This window comes from Thermogutta sp. (assembly GCF_039793925.1).
Classification (GTDB): Bacteria; Planctomycetota; Planctomycetia; order Pirellulales; family Thermoguttaceae; genus Thermogutta.
This window is the reverse complement of record NZ_JBAMME010000226.1, coordinates 89,763-108,948: the sequence shown is the minus strand read 5'-3', so window position 1 is coordinate 108,948 and position 19,186 is coordinate 89,763. Positions and strand designations below refer to the sequence as shown.

The 19,186-nt window shown below is 56.2% G+C and carries 13 protein-coding genes; all 13 read right to left on the bottom strand.

Annotation, left to right across the window (positions count from 1 at the left end):
* Positions 1–376: 376 nt before the first annotated feature.
* A complete protein-coding gene (locus ABJK56_RS09915; protein WP_347244508.1) occupies positions 377–1,096 on the bottom strand; it encodes a response regulator transcription factor in 720 nt (239 codons plus the stop codon).
* Between the two features lie 344 nt (positions 1,097–1,440).
* Entirely contained in the window at positions 1,441–1,923 is a 483-nt protein-coding gene (locus ABJK56_RS09910; protein ID WP_347244507.1) for a RidA family protein, read from the bottom strand.
* 48 nt (positions 1,924–1,971) lie between these two features.
* The gene (gene hisG / locus ABJK56_RS09905) at positions 1,972–2,856 is read right to left on the bottom strand and encodes an ATP phosphoribosyltransferase (protein WP_347244506.1); all 885 of its coding nucleotides are present in this window, start codon (positions 2,854–2,856) and stop codon (positions 1,972–1,974) included.
* Positions 2,857–2,926: 70 nt separating this feature from the next.
* Positions 2,927–3,349, bottom strand: a complete 423-nt coding sequence (hisI, locus tag ABJK56_RS09900; protein WP_347244505.1) for a phosphoribosyl-AMP cyclohydrolase — start codon at positions 3,347–3,349, stop codon at positions 2,927–2,929.
* Between the two features lie 338 nt (positions 3,350–3,687).
* Positions 3,688–6,762, bottom strand: a complete 3,075-nt coding sequence (locus ABJK56_RS09895; protein WP_347244504.1) for a hypothetical protein — start codon at positions 6,760–6,762, stop codon at positions 3,688–3,690.
* Entirely contained in the window at positions 6,755–8,683 is a 1,929-nt protein-coding gene (locus ABJK56_RS09890) for an ABC-F family ATP-binding cassette domain-containing protein (protein ID WP_347244503.1), read from the bottom strand. Before ABJK56_RS09890 ends, ABJK56_RS09895 begins: the two co-directional genes overlap by 8 nt.
* A 112-nt stretch (positions 8,684–8,795) precedes the next feature.
* Complete coding sequence (locus ABJK56_RS09885) at positions 8,796–9,566, bottom strand: enoyl-ACP reductase (protein ID WP_347244502.1); 771 nt, start codon at positions 9,564–9,566, stop codon at positions 8,796–8,798.
* A gap of 203 nt (positions 9,567–9,769) precedes the next feature.
* The gene (locus ABJK56_RS09880; protein WP_347244501.1) at positions 9,770–11,512 is read right to left on the bottom strand and encodes an acyl-CoA dehydrogenase family protein; all 1,743 of its coding nucleotides are present in this window, start codon (positions 11,510–11,512) and stop codon (positions 9,770–9,772) included.
* A gap of 110 nt (positions 11,513–11,622) precedes the next feature.
* Positions 11,623–12,654, bottom strand: a complete 1,032-nt coding sequence (locus ABJK56_RS09875; protein ID WP_347244500.1) for an electron transfer flavoprotein subunit alpha/FixB family protein — start codon at positions 12,652–12,654, stop codon at positions 11,623–11,625.
* A 143-nt stretch (positions 12,655–12,797) separates the two neighbouring features.
* Complete coding sequence (locus ABJK56_RS09870) at positions 12,798–13,712, bottom strand: electron transfer flavoprotein subunit beta/FixA family protein (protein ID WP_347244499.1); 915 nt, start codon at positions 13,710–13,712, stop codon at positions 12,798–12,800.
* A 320-nt stretch (positions 13,713–14,032) separates the two neighbouring features.
* Positions 14,033–15,325, bottom strand: coding sequence for a Gfo/Idh/MocA family oxidoreductase (locus ABJK56_RS09865; RefSeq protein WP_347244498.1), 1,293 nt, complete (start codon positions 15,323–15,325; stop codon positions 14,033–14,035).
* A 41-nt stretch (positions 15,326–15,366) separates the two neighbouring features.
* Positions 15,367–16,776 (bottom strand): choice-of-anchor Q domain-containing protein, encoded by a 1,410-nt coding sequence (locus ABJK56_RS09860; RefSeq protein WP_347244497.1) that lies wholly within the window; start codon positions 16,774–16,776, stop codon positions 15,367–15,369.
* 256 nt (positions 16,777–17,032) lie between these two features.
* Positions 17,033–18,883, bottom strand: coding sequence for a prenyltransferase/squalene oxidase repeat-containing protein (locus tag ABJK56_RS09855; RefSeq protein WP_347244496.1), 1,851 nt, complete (start codon positions 18,881–18,883; stop codon positions 17,033–17,035).
* Positions 18,884–19,186 lie beyond the last annotated feature (303 nt).

The window sequence follows — 19,186 nt, the reverse complement described above, 5'->3', positions numbered from 1 at the left end:
TTTGAAACAAACCACTTTTTTCGGTCCCATATGGGACCACTGCGTGTGCCAGTCCATTGCTGATCCACCGGCTGAAGACAGCCGATCTTTTCTTCGATCTGATAATCCCACCCACACAACAGGAGGGACCACTCTTCAACCAGCGTCGGCCTTCCTCTTCCGGAACTGCGATGCGTCCTGTTCTGCCTTCCGTTACTCCACCTGGATAACCCTATTTTATGTTAGATTGTGCCGAGAAGTCTCGAAAGACAGAGTGCATGCCCCGAGAGGCTAGGCATGATGTGCTTGTTGCGAAGCTGGACGCCGCTCAATGGGCTCTGCATGCTCGGGGGGTTCCGCGTTCGGTCGGGAGCCTGTACCAGTTGAGTGGCGGTTCTTACAGCTCAGCTTGCGGCGGCTGGTTGCTTTGATGAGGCTGAATTCGGTAACCCACACCGCGAACCGTCTCCACCATTTTCCCCGCTTCCCCTAGTTTCTTGCGGAGAGACGCAATATGCACGTCCACGGCGCGATCTGTGGTGACAAAGGGCTCGCCATGGACCAGCTCGGCGATTTCTGTTCGGGAAAGCACGCGACCGGCGCGGCTGGCAAGGATATCGAGGATCTCAAACTCTGTCCTCGTCAATTGGATTAACTTCCCCCCCACACGCACTTCCCGTCGTGATCGGTCAATCGCGATCTCTCCCACGGAATAGGACTCCTCGTCCTGCTCTTTGTCGGGCGATTTCCGTCTGAGGACGGCGCGAATTCGTGCGATCAACACCTTTGGACTGAACGGCTTGGGGATGTAGTCATCAGCGCCGGTTTCGAGCCCTGTAACGATGTCCTGGTCTTCTCCTCGCGCTGTCAGCATGATGACAGGGATGTTCGCTGTACCGGGCTGACCTTTCAATCGACGACAGAATGTGAGGCCATCCATTCCCGGGAGCATCAGGTCCAAAATGACGATGTCGATCGGTTTGTCATTGAGAATAGACAAAGCTTCTTCGGCCGAATACGCTGAAACCACCGAAAATCCTGCCCGCATGAGGTTGTACTGGAGAAGCTCCTGAATGCGGCTGTCATCCTCGATGACGAGAATCTGGCGGGTGCTCATGCATCATTTCCCCGTGCAGAGTCCGGCCGGCTGAAAAGTTGATCGGAAATGGGTGTCATCCACCGTGCATCTAACCGCCTAAGTCCAATTATTTTTTCCGGCTTGGACAGATCAACTACGAGCATGCGGCGTGCCAAGAGGTAAAGTCCTATTCCTGTGGATCGCTTTCCAATTTCGAGTTTTTCCAACGGTCTGACGCCGTCTACTTCATAGAAGAAGCGACATATGCCCAAGCTTTTTTTGGGGAAGGTTCCCGAGGAGTGGTAAGCACCTTCTCCGCCCTGGCGACCTCTTTGAGAATTCTCGTGTTTCCATCACGTGGCCGTAATTTCGCGACGACCCGATTACACCGAATCGGTAAGCTCAAACACGGCCTCAATTTCTACCGCCGCTCCCAATGGAAGTGTGGGGGTTCCGAAAGCTGTGCGGAGGCCGATGCCGCAATCGTTTCCGAACACCTCAGCGAAAAGTTGGCTGCACCCATTGATGACCGACGGTTGTCCGTGGAACCCCGGGGCGGACTGGACAAGGCCGGTTAGCTTGATCAATCGTTTCACTCTATCGAGGCTGCCCAGGTAACCCCTGACGGACGCCAGAATTCCCAGACCGGCCCAGACAGCGGCCTCTCGCCCTCTTTCTTCGGTGATATCCGCACCGACAGTTCCGCGGATTAACTCGCCGGTGCTATCGACGGGCAGGTGGCCTGAGGTCCACAGCCAGGTTCCAACTTGCACAACAGGCCGGTATAGACCTTTCGGCTCCGAGCGAGGTGGAAGCCGGACACCATTTTTTTCCAACCACAGTTGCAGTCGCTCTTCGTGTGTCATGGCGTTATGTCAGGCGGAAATTTTCAGGTGGGGGTGAGACGTTCCAGCTCAGTCGATCAGCTTGGTAACAGGTTGCTCCACAATTCCTTGGGCACCTGCTGCCTTGAGCCGAGGGATGATATGTCGCACAACACTTTCGTCGCACACGGTGATGACCGCCACCCAATCAGGATCAGAAAGGTCGGCCACCGTGGGCTTTTGCAAGGCTGGCAAAATGGCCACCACGTCTGCGAGCTTGTTCCGCGGCACGTTCATCATCAAACTCACTTTGCCCTCAGCCGCCATGGCGCCTTTGAGCATCAGCACGATGTCTTCAATCTTCTGGCGCTTCCAGGGGTCCTGGTAGGCATCCCGGTTGGCGATAAACCGGGGCGTGCTGACCAGAACTTCCTCCAGAATGCGAAGATTATTGGCCCGTAGAGAGCTTCCCGTCTCCGTCACTTCCACGATGGCATCTGCCAGCCGCGGGGGTTTAACCTCGGTTGCACCCCAACTGAACTCCACTTTCGCTTTCACCCCATGACGTGCGAGAAACTGCTCGGTGATTCCCACCGCTTCCGTGGCGATGCGCTTTCCTTCCAAATCTTTGACCGACCGAATAGGAGAGTCTTCGGGGACGGCCAGGACCCATCGCACTGGACGCCGGGAAACTTTGGAGAATACCAATTCCGCAACTTCCACGACATCCGCGTTGGTTTCGATGATCCAATCGTAACCAGTTAGGCCTGCATCGAGCACGCCGTCTTGAACGTATCGGGCCATCTCCTGCGCCCGGATGAGAACGCATTCGATTTCGGGATCGTCAATCGCCGGGTAATAACTCCGATTGGTGTAAGTAATTTTGTAACCCGCACGACGGAACAAATCGGCCGTCGCTTCCTGAAGACTACCGGCTGGCAAACCTAAACGCAGTACTTGTCCAGACTCAGACATTCCTTTGTTCACCTCACAAATTGATCGTAGCTAAGCTTCGAACTGCATGAATATCCTTGACTACACACCTTCACGATTTCTGCCCGTAAACCTTTTTCGGATCGAAAACGGGCTCGCCCACCGGTATCAGACCGGTGGGAGTGAATTGGCGATAAAAACACGAGCGATAGCCGGTATGACACGCCGCTCCGCCCACTTGCTCGACTTTGAGAAGAATCGCGTCATTGTCACAATCGATGAAGATTTCTTTGACAATCTGTACATGCCCGCTCTCTTCCCCCTTCCGCCAGAGCTTGTTTCGGCTGCGGCTGAAATAAACGGCTCGCCCGGTGGCGACCGTCTCGGCAAAACTTTCCGCGTTCATGTACGCCAGCATGAGAACTTCGCCCGTCGCGGCGTCTTGGGCAATGGCCGGCAGAATGCCCCCGCCTCGACTGAAATCCGGTCCAGGTTGGGGGCTCGACTCTGCAGATGTAGGAGTTTTATCAGACATCGCGAAATTTCCTAAGACAATCCTCTTTCCAAAACGTCGCTATTTCGCCAATCAATTTCCATCGCAGCTTACGCGAGAAACCGCTTCGCTAGCTTCACACTGCCTATCCCTGTCAGTGTTCTTAAAATTCCCGGTGCCGCCCACGTCTTCGTCCCGCGTGTTCTGGGCCGGTGAGTTTCCACAGCCGGTGAATCCATTATTTTACCCGCGATCACCCCGACGATAACCGCCGCTTCCTCAAATCAATCGTTGGTTCGGTTTACGCAATCGCGAGGCATGCGCGCCGCAAAGCAGGGACATCCGGTGATCGCTCTGCTCACAGCGAGCCGGTACTCACCTCACATGTCGTCAAGGCGTTCTCTTACATCCCCTCGCAGGATGGGTACAATGTCATTCTCAAATACGCCCTGAATCCCTTCCACCGAGTTGTTTTCCATTGGGCACAAAGTCTGGGGACTGTCAATTTGAAAAGCGACACGCTCCCCCGCCTGATTGTTCACGGGATACCAGAAATAGACGTGATTGCGGCGCAGCACGACCCCCTGGACAGAGGAGGCCACCCGGAAACCGCGGAGGGCATCCCGCACAAGATTGAACTCGGCAATCGTGCCCATCACGGCGGCCATCTCAGACTTGTCGCCATCATTTCGGTTTCCCGTAATCAGAACGCCATCCGTGCGGTTCCTGACGCAACCGTTGTGACGGAGCACGTTTCCAAGAGCATGGGGAAACAGCAGCGGGAGACTGGCTCGTTCGCCGGTTGTCAGCAGGATGCCGCAACTTGCCTCGTCGGCCTGGGTTCCTTCCACGTGGTTGAAAAACAGCGGGCCGATCCCGCGGTTCCACGTCATAGGCATAGAAGATGCCAGCGTGGTACAGGTGCCATAGAGAAATACGGCTGGTTTTCTTTGCCGGGCCACTTCATTCCCCGACACAATGTTCCCGATGCAGGAAATCCAAAGTTGAATCCCGGTCATGCCGTTGACTGTCCGATTGTTGACAATATGGTTTTCGAAGAATGCCGTGCAAATCACCACCCGGCTACCCGGCGGTGGAACGACACGCCACGGAGAGTCCAGGCGGTAGGTTGTTTGATCGCGTGCGACGATTCTCCGAGTCTGGCCCCAACCGGGACCATCGAGCACGGTAACGTAATACTCCGTGACTACGGGTTCACGATCGTTTTCTTCCTCAGGTGGCCAAAAAGGCGTTTCTCGACCTTGATCGTCACGGGGTAGATCGTCGCGTTTGACGTCGCCCAGCCATTCTTCCGGTGTTTCCTGTATGAAGGGTGGGAGGGTCACTCGGTCTACATCGGCACCCGTGATAGGGCCAAAATATGCCACCCGCTGACAGGCTTCAAAAAGAATCATCTCGCCCACATTTTGGTCTGTTCCCGCGACCCCCCCGAAGACCGCCCGATCTTCTCGGTTGTTGGCGATCCAGTTGTGAGTGACCGAGCCCCGCCCGGTGGACAGCCAGATCATGCGTCGCCCTGTAGGGCCGCCTCCCTCATTGCCCGGCGGGACGGCACATACATTATCTTCGATGATGCATTCCTCGACAGGCTCGTTTCGTCCATTGATATAGCCTTCCGCGTTCCCGCCCCACAGTGTGACGCTGACGAGGCGATTCTGGGAGAATTCGCACTGCTTCACGCCGGAAAGAAACAGCGGAGACCGTGCCCACAGCTCACAGCCTTTGACCACCGCGCCGATCGCGTGGAACAAACGAACCCCGCAGTTCTCGGCCTGTTTTCCTTGACAGTCACGCACTTCTACGTTTTCCACACGGCAATTGTGAATCCATTTAGGAAAGTCAGGGTGACGAATCACAATCCCAAGATTGGTTTGTACACTTCCCAGGACTGAGAGATTGCGAAGACAAGCACCGTCTCCTGCCAGCCACACGCAGGCTTTCTCGGCACCCGGCAGGCTTCCCTCTTTGGTTTGAAAGTCAACAACATCTTCCCCTTGAAGCACCACCAGATGTGGTCCGGAAACAGGGAATTTGTTTTCTTCCGGTTGCCAGGCCGGATCATCTGAGAACACAAAAGCATCGATGTGAATTCCACCCCCCTGCTCGTTTTTCCACGTCAGACGATGTTCTCCTGCGGTAGCTGTCAACGTAGCGGAAAGACTCCATCGGAATGTACCGAAACTTCCTGTATTCGGTAGATTCTCCAGCCGCACAGGTGGAGTGTCGTCGAGTGTCAGCGTCATTCTGCCTGACACACCAGGTTGGCCCCAGGGTGACATTTCCGTGGCGTAGCGAAGCCAAACATACCACTCGCCGGCGCGAGGCAGCGTTAGCTTGTACACCATGGTGTCGCCGGGCGTGTGCACCGCAGCGGGGCCTTGATTCCACGCGATCCCCTGAAATCGCGCGAATTTGGTAGCGGGGCTTGACGGGGCCTGAAGAATCGTGCGGCCTCTACCTTGCCCGCTCACAGTCACGCCAGCAGGAATCACCAAGGTGCCGGAGAGCATGTATCGGCCCGCGGGTAACGTCAGGATGCCTCCACCTTGCGCAGCCAAAGCATTGACCGCAGCCTGAATGTCCGTTCCAGTGAGTTGTATCTCTGTTTTAGCTGGTACCTGTGCTTCCACCTGAATGGTCAATGGATTGCTCCATCCCCACTCTCCTCCCGCGCCCGCGTGAATATGAAGTTGATAACGCCCCGGGGAAAGATCATCGGGCAGGCAGAGTGTCGCCGAGTATTTCCCCGGAGACAGTGAAGGTAACCACACCCCATTTCCCGATTCGGATTCAAGATAGGCCAATACTTCTGCAAAGTGGGGCCGCTTGCCAATGTTTCGACCAAACACCCGAACGACGCTGCCTGAGGTGCACGTGCGGGGGTAACACCACCACAATTGCGGACGATTAAGCACGATAGGCTGCGATCGACCCTCGACATTTTCAACCCATACCAAAAACGGCCCATCGTAGGCGCGTTCGGGAATTGTGACGGCTACCATTTTGCCAGTACAAAACTGGATTTTCGGACGGATTTCCGCTCCGTGCTCACGATTGGGGCTCAATCCCCACATGACAACGTTTTCAGTCAGGCCGTCGCCAACCAGCAGGAAGGTTTCGTCGGGACCCGCATCATCCGTCCACGCGGAAATGACAGGGCCACCCGGCCCGGACTTGCCTTCGGGAATCCTGTACTCGGACCCCGGAGGCGGGGGCAGTTCCGCCGTCGACCGAGTTGCCGCCCCCGCAAACAGAATCGCCAACAGAACGTAACATCGCGCCATGGCAAGACCTCGGGGTGTCCGTGTGGGAAAGTTGCTCCAAAACGAATCTATTTTCTGTTGGTCAATTCCCTGTCGCAACAATTTTTGATAACGGTTTTCGGTATCAACGCGACAGCTTCGAATGAGAATAGTTGCCAGCTCTTCAGCCATTCAACTCCATCGCCTCTTCCCAGTGTGCATACAGCAACTGGAGCTTCTGTTCCAATGCTTCCAGTTCCTGCTTGAGCTGCTTCACACGCTCGCCATTACGATACGTCCCGGGTTCACTGAGTTCACGGTGGATCTCTTCGCGCCGGGACTCATGTTGCAGAATATCTGCTTCGATATCCTCCACTTTACGATACGGGAATCGTCTCTTTCGTTTTCCTGAACCTTCGCTGCGTTGGTCAGCGCGTTTAACCGGCCGCCTGGTTTGCGATTCCTCCGACGCCGTCTCCTGGACTTTTTGGGCAGACTCTACACGCCGAGCATCTGCCAGGGTTTGGTACGTGATGTAATTTCCGTGGATGACCCGGACCTGTGCCCCCTCGAAGACGAGAAGGTGATCAGCCACCTGGTCGATAAAATAACGGTCGTGACTCACGAAAAGAACAGTCCCGTCAAAGCGTCGGAGTGCCTGCTCCAAGGCATCGCGTGCCCAGAGATCGAGGTGGTTGGTTGGCTCATCCAGAACAAGGAAATTCGCTTTGGCCGCCGTGAGTCGCGCGAGTGCGACGCGACAGCGTTCTCCACCGCTCAGGTTCTTCACGGGTGTGAGAGCGCGGTCACCCGTGATACCGAATTTTGCGAGAAGATCTCGACGCTTTTGCTCGACCAGGTCATCACCGAGGATTGACGTGGGCAAAACCGCGTCCATGGCGGGCAAATCGGGCGGCAGGCATGTCAGATGCTGATCGAAATACCCCACCACGACATTAGCCCCCCGCAGCACGCGCCCCTCGTCAGGTTCGATTTCTCCGAGCAGGCATTTAAGAAGAGTGCTCTTGCCGCATCCGTTAGGTCCTAGGATACCCCATCGCTGACCACGCGCGATTTCGAAAGTAAGTCCCCGGAACAGGGGGCGACCAAAACTCTTGGCGAGGTTTTCGACTCGCAGCACGATGTCGCCACTTCGTTCGGCAGCCGGAAACTGGATGGGCGGCGCTGTGATTTCGCGCGGCGGTTCAACAAGCTCGATCCGTTCCAGCTTTTTGCGACGATCCTGAGCCTGAGCGGCCTTCTGGCCGTAATGATGACGCCGAATGAACTCTTCTGCCTTTTCGATTTCTTCGAGTTGCTTTTCGTAAGTGCGTCGGGCAACCAAAATCCGTTCCGCTTTTTGACGGCGATACGCAGAAAAGTTACCTGGGAATGTTTCCACCGTTCCGCGGAAAAGTTCCAACGTTCGCGTTGTGACTTTGTCGAGAAAGTACCTGTCGTGGGACACGATGATCATCGCCGCCCGGTGGTTTGCGAGAAAATCTTCCAGCCAGCGGGTGGCATCGATGTCGAGATGGTTGGAGGGCTCGTCGAGCAGCATGAGATCTGGTTCGGACAGGAGCAACTTCGCAAGCAAAAGTCGGTTCTGCTCACCACCACTCAGTTCGCAGGCAGGGCGATCGAAGAAATCAGGCCCCAATCCCAGACCTTCCAGGATCTGCTCGATTTTATGATCGAGGTGATAAGCGTTGAGTCGGTGAAGTTCCTGTTGAAGCCGATCGAACCGAGCTGCGAGTCGAGCCCGCTCTGCAGGTTGCTGGACTTCTGCCAGAAGAGCCGCTGTCCTTTCGGCTTCGTGTTGCAGCTCAATCAAATGCCGTAGAGCACTCTGGGCCTCCTGCCACACGGTACGGCCGGGTAAAAACTCCGCGTGCTGCTCTAGGTATCCCAGGCGAATGCCACTGGTGATTTGACATTCCCCGCCGTCGGGGGACTCAAGGCCAGCGATGATCCTCAAGAGGGTCGTCTTGCCCGATCCATTGGGTCCGACAAGTCCGGCCCGATCACCGGCATAAAGGTCGAAGGTGACTCCGTCCAGGACCGGATCGGGACCAAAGTATTTTCGGATGCCTTGAACGTGCAGAATTTGCATGATGACATGGCCAAGCTGATACCCTCAGGTGTACTCTTCGGGAAGGTACTCTCTTGCAGCGGTGTGAGCTGCCATGACTGACCACCAGAAGGACCAATGGCTCTCGAAGGGATTACAACCCCACGATGTTGTAGCCGCAGTCTACGTGAATGATTTCTCCGGTGATTCCGCTGGACATTTCACTGAGGAGGAAAACAGCAGTCGAGGCCAGTTCATGGAGGTCTACGTTTCGCCGTAATGGGCTTTTTTGGGCGGCATGCCGCTGCATTTCATCGAATCCCGCAATCCCGGCAGAACTGAGCGTCCGCACTGGCCCGGCACTGATCGCGTTGACGCGGATGTTCTTCGGCCCAAGGTCCCAGGCCAGGTAGCGGACACTGTGCTCCAGGGCCGCCTTGCAGACTCCCATCACATTGTAACCGGGCATCACTTTCTCGGCGCCGAAATAACTGATGGTCAATATTGAGCCGCCACTTTCCATGAGTCCCCGTGCAGCACGGGAGACCGCCACCAGGCTGTAGGCCGAAATGTCCATGGCGACGTGCCAGCCTTGGCGGGTGGTTTCCACGTAAGGATTCCGCAGTTCGGCCGGCGGAGCGAAGGCCACAGCATGGACGAGCAAATCGAGCTGCCCGTACTGCTCCTCAATCGCTGAAAACACATTCGCAATGTCGTCATCAGATTGAACATCGCAGGGGAGAAAGACCTTGGGCTGATGAGCTTCTACCAGCCGGCGAACGCGACGCTCGTTGGAAGGACCTGGCAGGTGCGTGTAGGCCAGCTCGGCACCTTCGCGATGGAGCGCCTCAGCAATGGCCCAGGCGATGCTCCGATCGTTGGCCACACCCATGATCAAACCGACTTTGCCACTAAACAATCCCATGGTTGTCAGCATCCCTTACAGATTTCCGGAGTTACACACAACGGTCGCACATCAGAAAGACTCATTCTTCTTCGTCCCTCCGGAAAGCTCGGAATGATTTTTCGGTCCGATCTCCCCTGCAGATCGTTTTTCCTACACTCGACGGACTTTCGTTCGGCGTGCCGTGATTCCGGGCAATGTGTCGCGGTTTCGTTTCTGCGTCTTCAACCGAGAACTGGGACCGGACCCGCCAGCACCTCGTACTCCTCCAGAGGTGCCATGTCTCCCGAGAGGACCTGGCGACACTTGGCCTCGAGCTCGGGCAGGCGGCTTTCGATATAGCGGCGAGCGACCCGACGCTTGCGTTCGTTGGCAGCGGCCTGCCCAAGCAGGAAATGGCCCACAATACAAACGATGGCGGAATCAACCAGTCGGCGCCCGGCTAGGTCCAGATAGCTGGTGGATTGCGTCTTGGTGAACTGGAGTGCCTCCTGGACACGCTTCCGCGCTTCGATTAACTCGTTCCGCAGGTCGTCGAGAAGTTTGTCGCCGTACACCTTGTTTTCGAAATCCGCAACATAGCTTTCAAACGATCCAGAAGCTACGCCGCGTACCGCCGCCACAATCTGGAGCTGGCTGGTCCCCTCGTAAATGGTGGTGATTCGGGCATCCCGTAGGTAGCGCTCCGCCGCGTAATCCTTCATGTAACCCGATCCCCCGAGCACCTGAATCGCATCGTTAGCCACCTGCACGCACATCTCTGAGGCGTAATACTTGCTCATAGGGGTGAGCATGCCGTTGACGCGTTTCAGCGTCCGGGCAAGTTGCTTCCGCTCTTTTTGTTCGTCTTTGGGAAGATCGGGAACGGTTTCCAGGATTCGCAGATTGTTGTTCTCCAAATCACAGATGCGGCTCGTTTCGTACGTAAGCGCGCGGGCGGCTTCGATGGCGATTTTCATTTCCGTGACCATCTCAGCCACCGCGGGGAGACGTTCGATCGGCCCACCGAATTGCTGTCGCGTGTGGGCATACACGCGTGCCAACCGGAATGCAGCTTCAGCAATTCCCAGGGACTGGGCCGCGACCCCCACCCGAGCGCCATTCATCAGGGCCATAACGTACGTGATCAGGCCGCGCTGCCGTTCGCCGATCAGCCGGGCGGGCGTATCGTCGAACACCAGCTCGCACGTCGGACTGCCATGGATTCCCAGTTTTTCTTCCAAATGCCGGACTCGGATTCTCTCGTTCCGTTCCGTGATGAAAAGGCTGAGCCCCCGGCCATCCTGGATGTCGGGTTCGCTTCTCGCCAGGACGAGCAGAATTTCACCACAACCGTTGGTGATGAAACGCTTCACCCCATTCAATCGCCACTGTCCCGTTTCATCCTGATATGCGCGGAGGCGCACCGCCTGCAAATCGCTCCCCGCGTCCGGTTCGGTCAAAACCATGGCGCCGGTGACTTCGCCCCGGGCGAACCGCGGCAGAACCTCATCTTTGATGTCGTCTGATGCAAACGCATTGATGGTCTCCGCAATGCCCTGGAGCCCAAACAGGTTCATAAAGGAAGCATCCGCGCGACTGACAATCTCGGTGGCCATTGTGTAAATGAGATTTGGACAATTCAGACCACCATATTTACGGGGGAGAGTAAAACCCATCAAATCAGCCTGGGCCATCCGACGGAGATTTTCCCGGACCAGCGGATGAAGCGTCACGGTGCCGTCCTCGTTGAGTTTGTTACCCTCCCGGTCGATTTGCTCGGCATGGGGAGCGATGATATCGGCGGCAATTTGGCCGACGATTTCCAGCACGCGCCAGTAATTGTCTACTGCGTCCTCTTCGTCGACGGGGACGTAGTCTGCGTTTCCGTTGGCGGCATAAGCTTCCTGAAGCCGCGCAAGCTCCTTCAGATCGATGTGTCGGAACAAGAACAGGATGTCCTCGTTATCCAGAAAGTAGTTCCCCACGGATATTTCTCCCGTTTTACCAATTCCCGAAAGCAGCCTCGTCAATTAAGTCTGAAAACCCAGTCGAATGTGTCAATCCGCGTTACGCCCTCGCGGAGAACGGTGCTCGGTCACCGCCGCCGTTCGCGGAGGGCTTTAATCATCATAGGAATGACCTTTTTCAAATCGCCGACTATTCCGTAATGGGCGATAGAAAAAATCGGGGCGTTCGGATCAATGTTGATGGCGATGATCTTCGCAGATTCCTCCATCCCTGCCCGATGCTGTACCGCACCGGAAATGCCCGCGGCGATGTAAAGAGCGGGGCGAACGGTGGTCCCTGTTTGGCCGATCTGGTGTTCCTTGCCAATAAAACCGCTGTCCACAGCCGCACGGCTTGCCCCTACTGCTCCTCCAATGGCTCCCGCCAGCTCGTGGATAAGTCGAAAATCTTCCTTGCTGCCCACTCCCCCGCCACCTGCCACAATGACCCGGGCGCCCTTCAAATTCACTTTTCGGGGTTCGATATGTCTCTCGATGAGCCGCAGGGCCAATAGTGACTCATCAATCTCTACTTTTTCATCGATGATTTCACCATTGCGGGAAGGATTGGGTGGAAGCAGCGGCATAACGCCTTCCCGAACGGTGGCCATTTGCGGCCAGCGGTCGTAATTGACAATCGTGGCAATAATGTTGCCTCCAAACGCCGGCCGAATCTGCAGCAGCAGATTGCGATGCACTTCCTTCGTTTTGGGATCGGTCACATCGCTGATTTGAAGATCCGTGCAATCCGCCGTCATTCCCGCCTGAATGGCCGAGGCCACACGCGGCGCGAGATCCCTTCCCAGGGGAGTCGCCCCGTAAAGCACAATCTGCGGCCGATATTTTTCAATCAGGGTACAGAGAACCCGGGCATATGGAATTGTCTGAAAGTGGGCCAATCGCGAATCCTCGACAACATACACGCGATCAGCGCCGTGCGCAATAAGCTTGCTTGCAAGAGGTCGGATCTGGTGGCCCGGAAGAACCGCGCCCACTGGTACTTTGAGCACGTCAGCAAGTTGCCGTGCCTTGCCGCAGAGTTCAAGCACAACATCGTGCAACGAGCCGTCTTCCTGCTCTGCGAAAACCCAAACTTCTCCCTGGCGATTTGGTGCGATCATGATTGAAACCGTTTCCCTGAATGCACTCTCCCGTGGGCCAAATTTTGTCTTTTTGGGCTATTAGCTTCGGCTGTCGCCTAAGTACCCCTGATCACGGATTTTTCAATGAGTCTTTCTCTTCCGTGGGGTGTACTCTCAACTGGTTAACCGAGGGTCCGGTCCACAACCAGCTCGTCGATCAGACGACGGATCCCTTCCTCAGTCGGCGGAATGTTGGTGAATCCTTTCTTGGTGAGGACAATGGCTTGGACGCGATAAACCTTCGTGGGTGATCCTGGCAGACCACACCGGTTGAGGTCAGCGTGAATATCATCAAGACTCCACTGCTCGATGAGCAGTCCCTGACGGCCCAGTTCCTCTTTCCGCCGCTCGATAGCGTCGAGGAGCTCCTCGTCGGACACTTGTCCCAGGCGGGCTTTCACCTCGGCTTCGATTTCCGCCGGAATGCGAGCCCGCTTGTACCGCATCACTTTCTTGGCGGCTGGGGGACGCGGCTGGTTGGCGCCTCCGATGACCGTAAACAGGACCGGCAGTTTGACTTCCACCACTTCCCAGCCCCGTCCTACATTGCGGCGAACCCGGGCGGTTCCGTTCTCAATCCAATCGATTTTTTCCAGGTAAGTCACCTGAGGGATGCCGAGCTTTTCGGCGATTTGTGGGCCCACCTGGGCGGTGTCACCGTCGATAGCTTGCCGACCGCACATAACGATATCAAACCTGCCGATAGTGCGGATGGCCTGCGCGAGGATGTAACTCGTGGCGAGCGTGTCGGACGCGGCCGCCCGACGGTCCGTGATCAAAATAACCCGGTCAGCACCCCGGTAGAGGCAATCCCGAAGAACGTCGGCTGCCTTGGGAGGTCCCATGCTGATCGCCGTGACGGTTCCGCCATAGCGGTCTCGAACTTCCAGGGCCGCCTCCAGGGCATTGAGGTCTTCAGGGTTGAAGATGGCGGGCAATGCGGCACGATTGACCGTGCCGTCTTCTTTCATGGCCTCCGCGGTAATATTAGTCGTGTCGGGTACCTGTTTGACACAAACAACAATGTCGTATGGCACGGCGCAACTCTCCCAGAGCTTTGATCCTCCCGAAAGTGTTTCTTTCGCGGCCCTCCGTGGCGTTATTAGAAACCATCCTTTGGGGGCCCGTAATTCGGCAATCCGACAGGCGATCCGCCCTGTTTCCGGCGCTTTGCAGGTCCCAAGCCCGTTCGTGAAAATGGGTCGCGGGTGAGCAATCTCAACGTGCCGGGTTGCCAAAATGCCTATTGTAGCGAAGAAGCGAAAACTGCGGAACAGCGCCTTTCAGGGGCAGTCCCCCACAATTGGCGGGTGCGATTATGCAACGTAGAAGGTGTGGAAATGTGACTTGCGACTCGTCATCCTGAGTAGGGGTGCTTCCACGGGGCCCGATACTCTCGCTTGAGGAGTTTTTCTGCTGCCGGATTATCCACGATCGTACCTCTCGCCTCATCCCAGTGAACCACGGAGTCGCTCTCGTAGGCGATCATCGCGAGTTTCACAGTCACGGTGGATCGGTATCCTTCTTCGATGGGACAGGCAGAAGAGCGTCCTTCGCGAACCGCTGCCAGAAAATCTCGCATGTGTTCCAGACCGGCATCCGTCGTGGGGGTGTACTCCTTACGATCGGCGTTCTTGCCGTTGGGGATCACGACCCATCGATTATCGGTGACGAAGACGGTGGCTTTCGTGCCAAAGAAGAAGACGCCGTTGTTAACTTCCGGTGTATACTCTTCAGCCCCCCACAGGCGATGTCGCCACACGAGCGGTCCTTCAGCAAATTCAAAATGGGCCGTAAGAGTGTCCGGTGTGGTGATAATGCCCTGGAGTTTATAGATTCCGCCCGCGGCGGTGACTTTGTGGGGTGTCGTGAGATTCAAAATCATCCGCGTCGCATCCACCAGGTGAATACCCCAGTCCACTAGATGCCCATGACCGGTTGTTTTTTCCAGTCTCCAGTTAAAGTGCCCCACCTGTTCACTGTACGGGAGAAGTGGTGCGGGACCACACCAGAGGTTCCAATCCAGGCTGGGAGGGGGAGCCTTAGGCGTGGGATCTTTTGTTCCGGCACGATAATGGATCTGTGCATCGACCTGAATGATATCTCCGGCTTCACCACTTTTGATGAAATCGCGTACCTCTCGAAAACTGGCGTGCTGCCGTCTTTGGAAACCGATTTGGACAATGCGCCCGCTGTCCCGTACCGCTTTTAACATCGCCTGGCATTCGCGAATGTCGTAAGCGAGTGGTTTCTCACAATACACATGGAGTTTTCGTTCCAGGGCTGCCAACAGGTGAAGCGCATGCCAATGTGGTGGACTGGCAATGATCACTGCATCGAGGTCGGAATTGTCAAGCATGTCCTGGTAGAGCTTGAAAGTTTTAGGACGTGTGCCCTGCAGTTGCTCCAATTCTGCGGCGGATTTCTCCAAATGTTCCGAGTCCACGTCGCAGATGCTGTTGATGACCGCGCCGCCCGCCTTGAGTGCGGCACGCGCATCGACCATTCCGTACCACCCCACACCGATTACACCGATTTTGAGAGGTGACTCTGTGCCGGCATGCACGGATTTGATGAAAAAGTCTGGGAGGGCAGTTGCAGCCGCAACCGCAGAGCTATTTCGGAGAAATGCGCGACGTGTCGTTTTCATTGATATTTCCTCCTAAAAAATGGCTCTCAATATCCGCTTGCTTACTGGTTCGCCTGGCCCGGCTCGGTGGGACAGTATTCGTATGCCCCAAGATCGATGCCCTTCCCTTGAGGTCTGTGAACGCCCAAGATGTCAACGCTGGGCGCCAATTCTGTCGTCCCCGCGTCGATGGCGACGCAGTCTGGCCGGAGACGCATGTCATACCGGGCCAGGTCGAGGAAGAATTCTTCGGGGTGGTCTACGACCAGATTGTGATCCACCGTCATATTCTCACCTCTGACGTCCAGCGCGCTGGCCAAATTGTTTCGCACTACGCAGTCTCGGGAGGGTGTGCCATTTTTGTGGTTTCCAATGCGGATGGCCGCCGGTCCCGGGCGGCGGGTGTTTGGATCGATCACCGTGTTATTGACAATTCTGCAACGCACGGCACCACCCAGCGTGATGCCGTGATAGTGGTCCACAACGACCACGTTGTTTTCAATAATCCAGTCTTCATACATGCCGTCAAAACATCCGATTCCCTGAAGGGTTCCACGATGAGGTTGCTGGGGATCTTCGTAATTGATGATGATATTTCCACGCAGAACGACACCTTTCACCACGCCCGTGCCCACGCCGCCGGGGCCCACGGACCAACTTTGAAAACCATCGTCATGGTTGGCATTAACGTCGTAACAGTTTTTCACAATGTTGTACTGGAAAACGGTATGATCGCCGAGTCCGCGAAGACCGTCCCCCGCGAAGTTTTCCACAACATTTTTTTCCACAAGGCAATTCGGTCCGCTGACCGAAATCCCAAAGTTCACATTCTTGAGATAATTGCCCCTCACTGTAATCCGCGGTCCATCGGCGAGGATTCCGTCACACGAGAGCTTATTCCAATCGTCCGCTGTCCAGTGGGAGGTATCGGCAGCGGACTGCAGATGACAGTTTTCCACAACAATGTCGTGGACCGGCCCTCGCCAACCGTGCGATTCCAGGCGGATCATGACCTGGGGTCTTTCCCCTTCCCCGTATTCAGGGCTTACGTAGAGGCCTCGGAGGATCCAGTGACAGCCCGACTGAATATGAATACGCCGAAATCGGGGAGCATGACCCGGTTCAGCGGCAATCGTGATCGCTCTTTGATTGTAATACCCCTGAATGCGGAGATCACCGAAATCACCAGTTCGGACGTAGATGGTATCACCGGGTTTCACGGGCGCGCCCGGATTTCTCGGCACAAGTTTCACTCCCTGGCGATACGGCAACGATTCCCACGTCTGAGACTCAATCAATCCTTTATCGAACAGTTCCTGCAGGCTCTTCCAGGGGCGTTCCTTGCTGCCGTCATTGTCTGAACGGCCGTGGAGGGGATCTACATAAAACTCTGCACAGGGGGCGAAGCTCTCGGAAACAAGGGCTACACTTACTACTGCCGTCAAACACGCCCAGAAAAGGCGATTGTCCATAAGAGGCGTCCCTTTCAAGGCTGTCAACTCGATGTATGGACCTGAGTGACCAAAAGATTGCCCAGATTATATAGGGGCACTTTTCCCAAGCCAATTGCCCCTGGTATGGAGTTCACGCGGGTTTTTTCAGATGCTGTGTGTCGCAACGAGCGGGAGAAAAAAGCTTGCGACGGCAACCAGTCGAAAGAAGCCCGCCGACACTTTTCCTCCCCGTTTCCCATAGGTCTCTCGCAGGCTGGCGTACGCCAGTTCGCGGTCATGGCGTGTTGTGTGCGGGAGAACTCTGGTTCGGACTGGCTGCTTGCTTCGGATTGCTCGATGCCGGTTGCAGGTTCTGAGCTAGAATCGGAAGCGGGTCGTAAAGGGGCATATGTCGGTAATAGACTTCAAGCGTGCAGATTGCCAATGCTGTAGTGTAAATGCGACCACCGTGCCGACCGTAGCGCTCGGTAGGATCCCAGCTTCCCGCCAGTGATCCAGTTTTGCGCTGGGTCGGCAAAAGTGTTGCTTTCATAGCCTCATTCCATTTACGCCAGAAGTCTCCCCCCATGTTGTGCATCACTTGAGTGGCGTAGTAGATGTAGTAAAACCAGGGCTGAGAAGTATCGAGCTTTTTGGGGGACGGGAGATTCTCTAGGAGATAGTATGCCCCCGCTTTCATTCCTCGGTGTTCCCTTGGCCAGCCCAGATATTGCCGGCACAAAAGCGCTTCAGCAGTCATGGTGGGAGTTGCCGCATGTCCTGGCAGATAGGCGTAACGGCCTCCGTATTGATCCGTTTGCGCCGAATTGAGGTACTGCGCCGCTTTATAGAAAACGGAGTCCGGTACCCGAAGGTACGCCATTTTTCCGCTGCGAAGGGCCATCAACTGCCACCCCAGTACGCTCGTATCGCCTTCTTGTCCGGGATCATACCGCCACCCACCCGCCGGATGCTGCGCACGAATGATAAAGTCGATGGCCTTTTGAGCAGGTTCTCGAAGTTGCGGGTCCTGGGTCATGGCGTAGGCTTCACAGAGAACCAACGTGGCCTGTCCATGTGCATACATATCGCCTATTCCGTTTCCTCGCAGATCACCGTCCAGCCCCTGGTGGCTGACAAGCCAGTTGAGGCCCTTCAATACGACGTGGCGGTATTCTCCCTGAATGTGAGTCTGACCTGCCCCGAGGAAAGGAAGCAGGGCTAGGGCCGTAGCCGCCACGTCGGCTTGCTGGCCCAGGCCGTCCTCATCGCCGGAAGCCCCGGGGGCCAGATGGAATGCATGGAGCGACCAACTGCCGTCGGCATTCTGATGTTTGGCCAGCCATCGCAGTCCTCGCGCGACGGCCGCCTCGGTTTCGTTGGTCCCTCCCTGTTCGGCCAGCAGCCGCGATCGCACCGAAGGATCCCGACCCGCGAAAATAGCAGCCACCGGCCGCGAAAACAGCACATCGCTTAATCGATCGGCAATGGCGGCCATGGGCAGAGTGGGCTGAAGTGATTCTCCCAGCGTGTCGGGGGCAAACTGGTTTACGATGCCCACGTCCTCATCCGCGGGGAGTTGAACATCGGTCACCAGTCCAGCCTCTTCGAATTCGTTCGGAAGATGCTCCCGCTCCTCCAGCAACCCTTCCTCCCCAGGGCTGTCCCGATAGTTGATGGAGGTTGACAGGGTGATGGCCGGCGGGGGTAAGCGTCCCGGTGCCGTCAGCATCCCTAAAAGAAGGAAGGCGACCAGATGAAATACGAGGCTGATCAGCCAGGCTGGAGCATCTTCCCAGATCACGCGCCAAATACTGCGAACTCTCCGCGGAGCTACAGCCTGACGGAGTAATTCCCGCCGTTCCTCAACTTGAACCTGGCGAGAGGAGGAACTAATTGGTAGACCGGTCGATTTCGGTACTTCCGCCGTCCAACGTGGGGAGGCGGGGCTCTTCGCTGCTTGTTCTGTGCGGCTGGAGCGAAGTGAAGGTTGAATAGATCGCGCAGCTTGCTCCATCTGTTGGAGCCGCTCCGCTTCCCAGAGCTGAAGCAGTCGAATCGCTTCGGCTTCCTGCTCCTCTGTGAGCTCCACGCTGGCCCCGCACCTCCAGCAGTCAGCTAGTCGCAACCACAACCGAATGGACATCGGTGCCCCACAATCGGGACACGCACAGGCGAGAATGCCTCCGTCCAGCCATATTTGGCCGGGTTCCAGGGACGAGCGGCTTTCGTGGCTCGGGGTGCCCGTCTTCACACCTGAGAAAGACTCAGCTACGGGCTCCGAGTTTTGAGAAATATCCCGCATTGGACCGGATAGCAACGTCTCCTCTTTGTGACATCCAAACGCCTGCTCTAATGCTCATTGTACCAGCCTGAACGAAAAAGCCCATGTTTTTCACTGGCCTTTTTCGAGATCTTAGCCATTTTTGCACATTTCAGAGCGCCGCTC

What these genes read in the sequence shown, in the direction of transcription:
- ABJK56_RS09910 (WP_347244507.1), bottom strand. Translation starts at nt 1,923, where the DNA reads ATGACACACGAAGAGCGACTGCAACTGTGGTTGGAAAAAAATGGTGTC.
- ABJK56_RS09915 (WP_347244508.1), bottom strand. Translation starts at nt 1,096, where the DNA reads ATGAGCACCCGCCAGATTCTCGTCATCGAGGATGACAGCCGCATTCAG.
- ABJK56_RS09895 (WP_347244504.1), bottom strand. Translation starts at nt 6,762, where the DNA reads ATGGCTGAAGAGCTGGCAACTATTCTCATTCGAAGCTGTCGCGTTGAT.
- ABJK56_RS09875 (WP_347244500.1), bottom strand. Translation starts at nt 12,654, where the DNA reads ATGATCGCACCAAATCGCCAGGGAGAAGTTTGGGTTTTCGCAGAGCAG.
- hisG (WP_347244506.1), bottom strand. Translation starts at nt 2,856, where the DNA reads ATGTCTGAGTCTGGACAAGTACTGCGTTTAGGTTTGCCAGCCGGTAGT.
- ABJK56_RS09865 (WP_347244498.1), bottom strand. Translation starts at nt 15,325, where the DNA reads ATGAAAACGACACGTCGCGCATTTCTCCGAAATAGCTCTGCGGTTGCG.
- ABJK56_RS09890 (WP_347244503.1), bottom strand. Translation starts at nt 8,683, where the DNA reads ATGCAAATTCTGCACGTTCAAGGCATCCGAAAATACTTTGGTCCCGAT.
- ABJK56_RS09885 (WP_347244502.1), bottom strand. Translation starts at nt 9,566, where the DNA reads ATGGGATTGTTTAGTGGCAAAGTCGGTTTGATCATGGGTGTGGCCAAC.
- ABJK56_RS09860 (WP_347244497.1), bottom strand. Translation starts at nt 16,776, where the DNA reads ATGGACAATCGCCTTTTCTGGGCGTGTTTGACGGCAGTAGTAAGTGTA.
- ABJK56_RS09855 (WP_347244496.1), bottom strand. Translation starts at nt 18,883, where the DNA reads ATGTCCATTCGGTTGTGGTTGCGACTAGCTGACTGCTGGAGGTGCGGG.
- hisI (WP_347244505.1), bottom strand. Translation starts at nt 3,349, where the DNA reads ATGTCTGATAAAACTCCTACATCTGCAGAGTCGAGCCCCCAACCTGGA.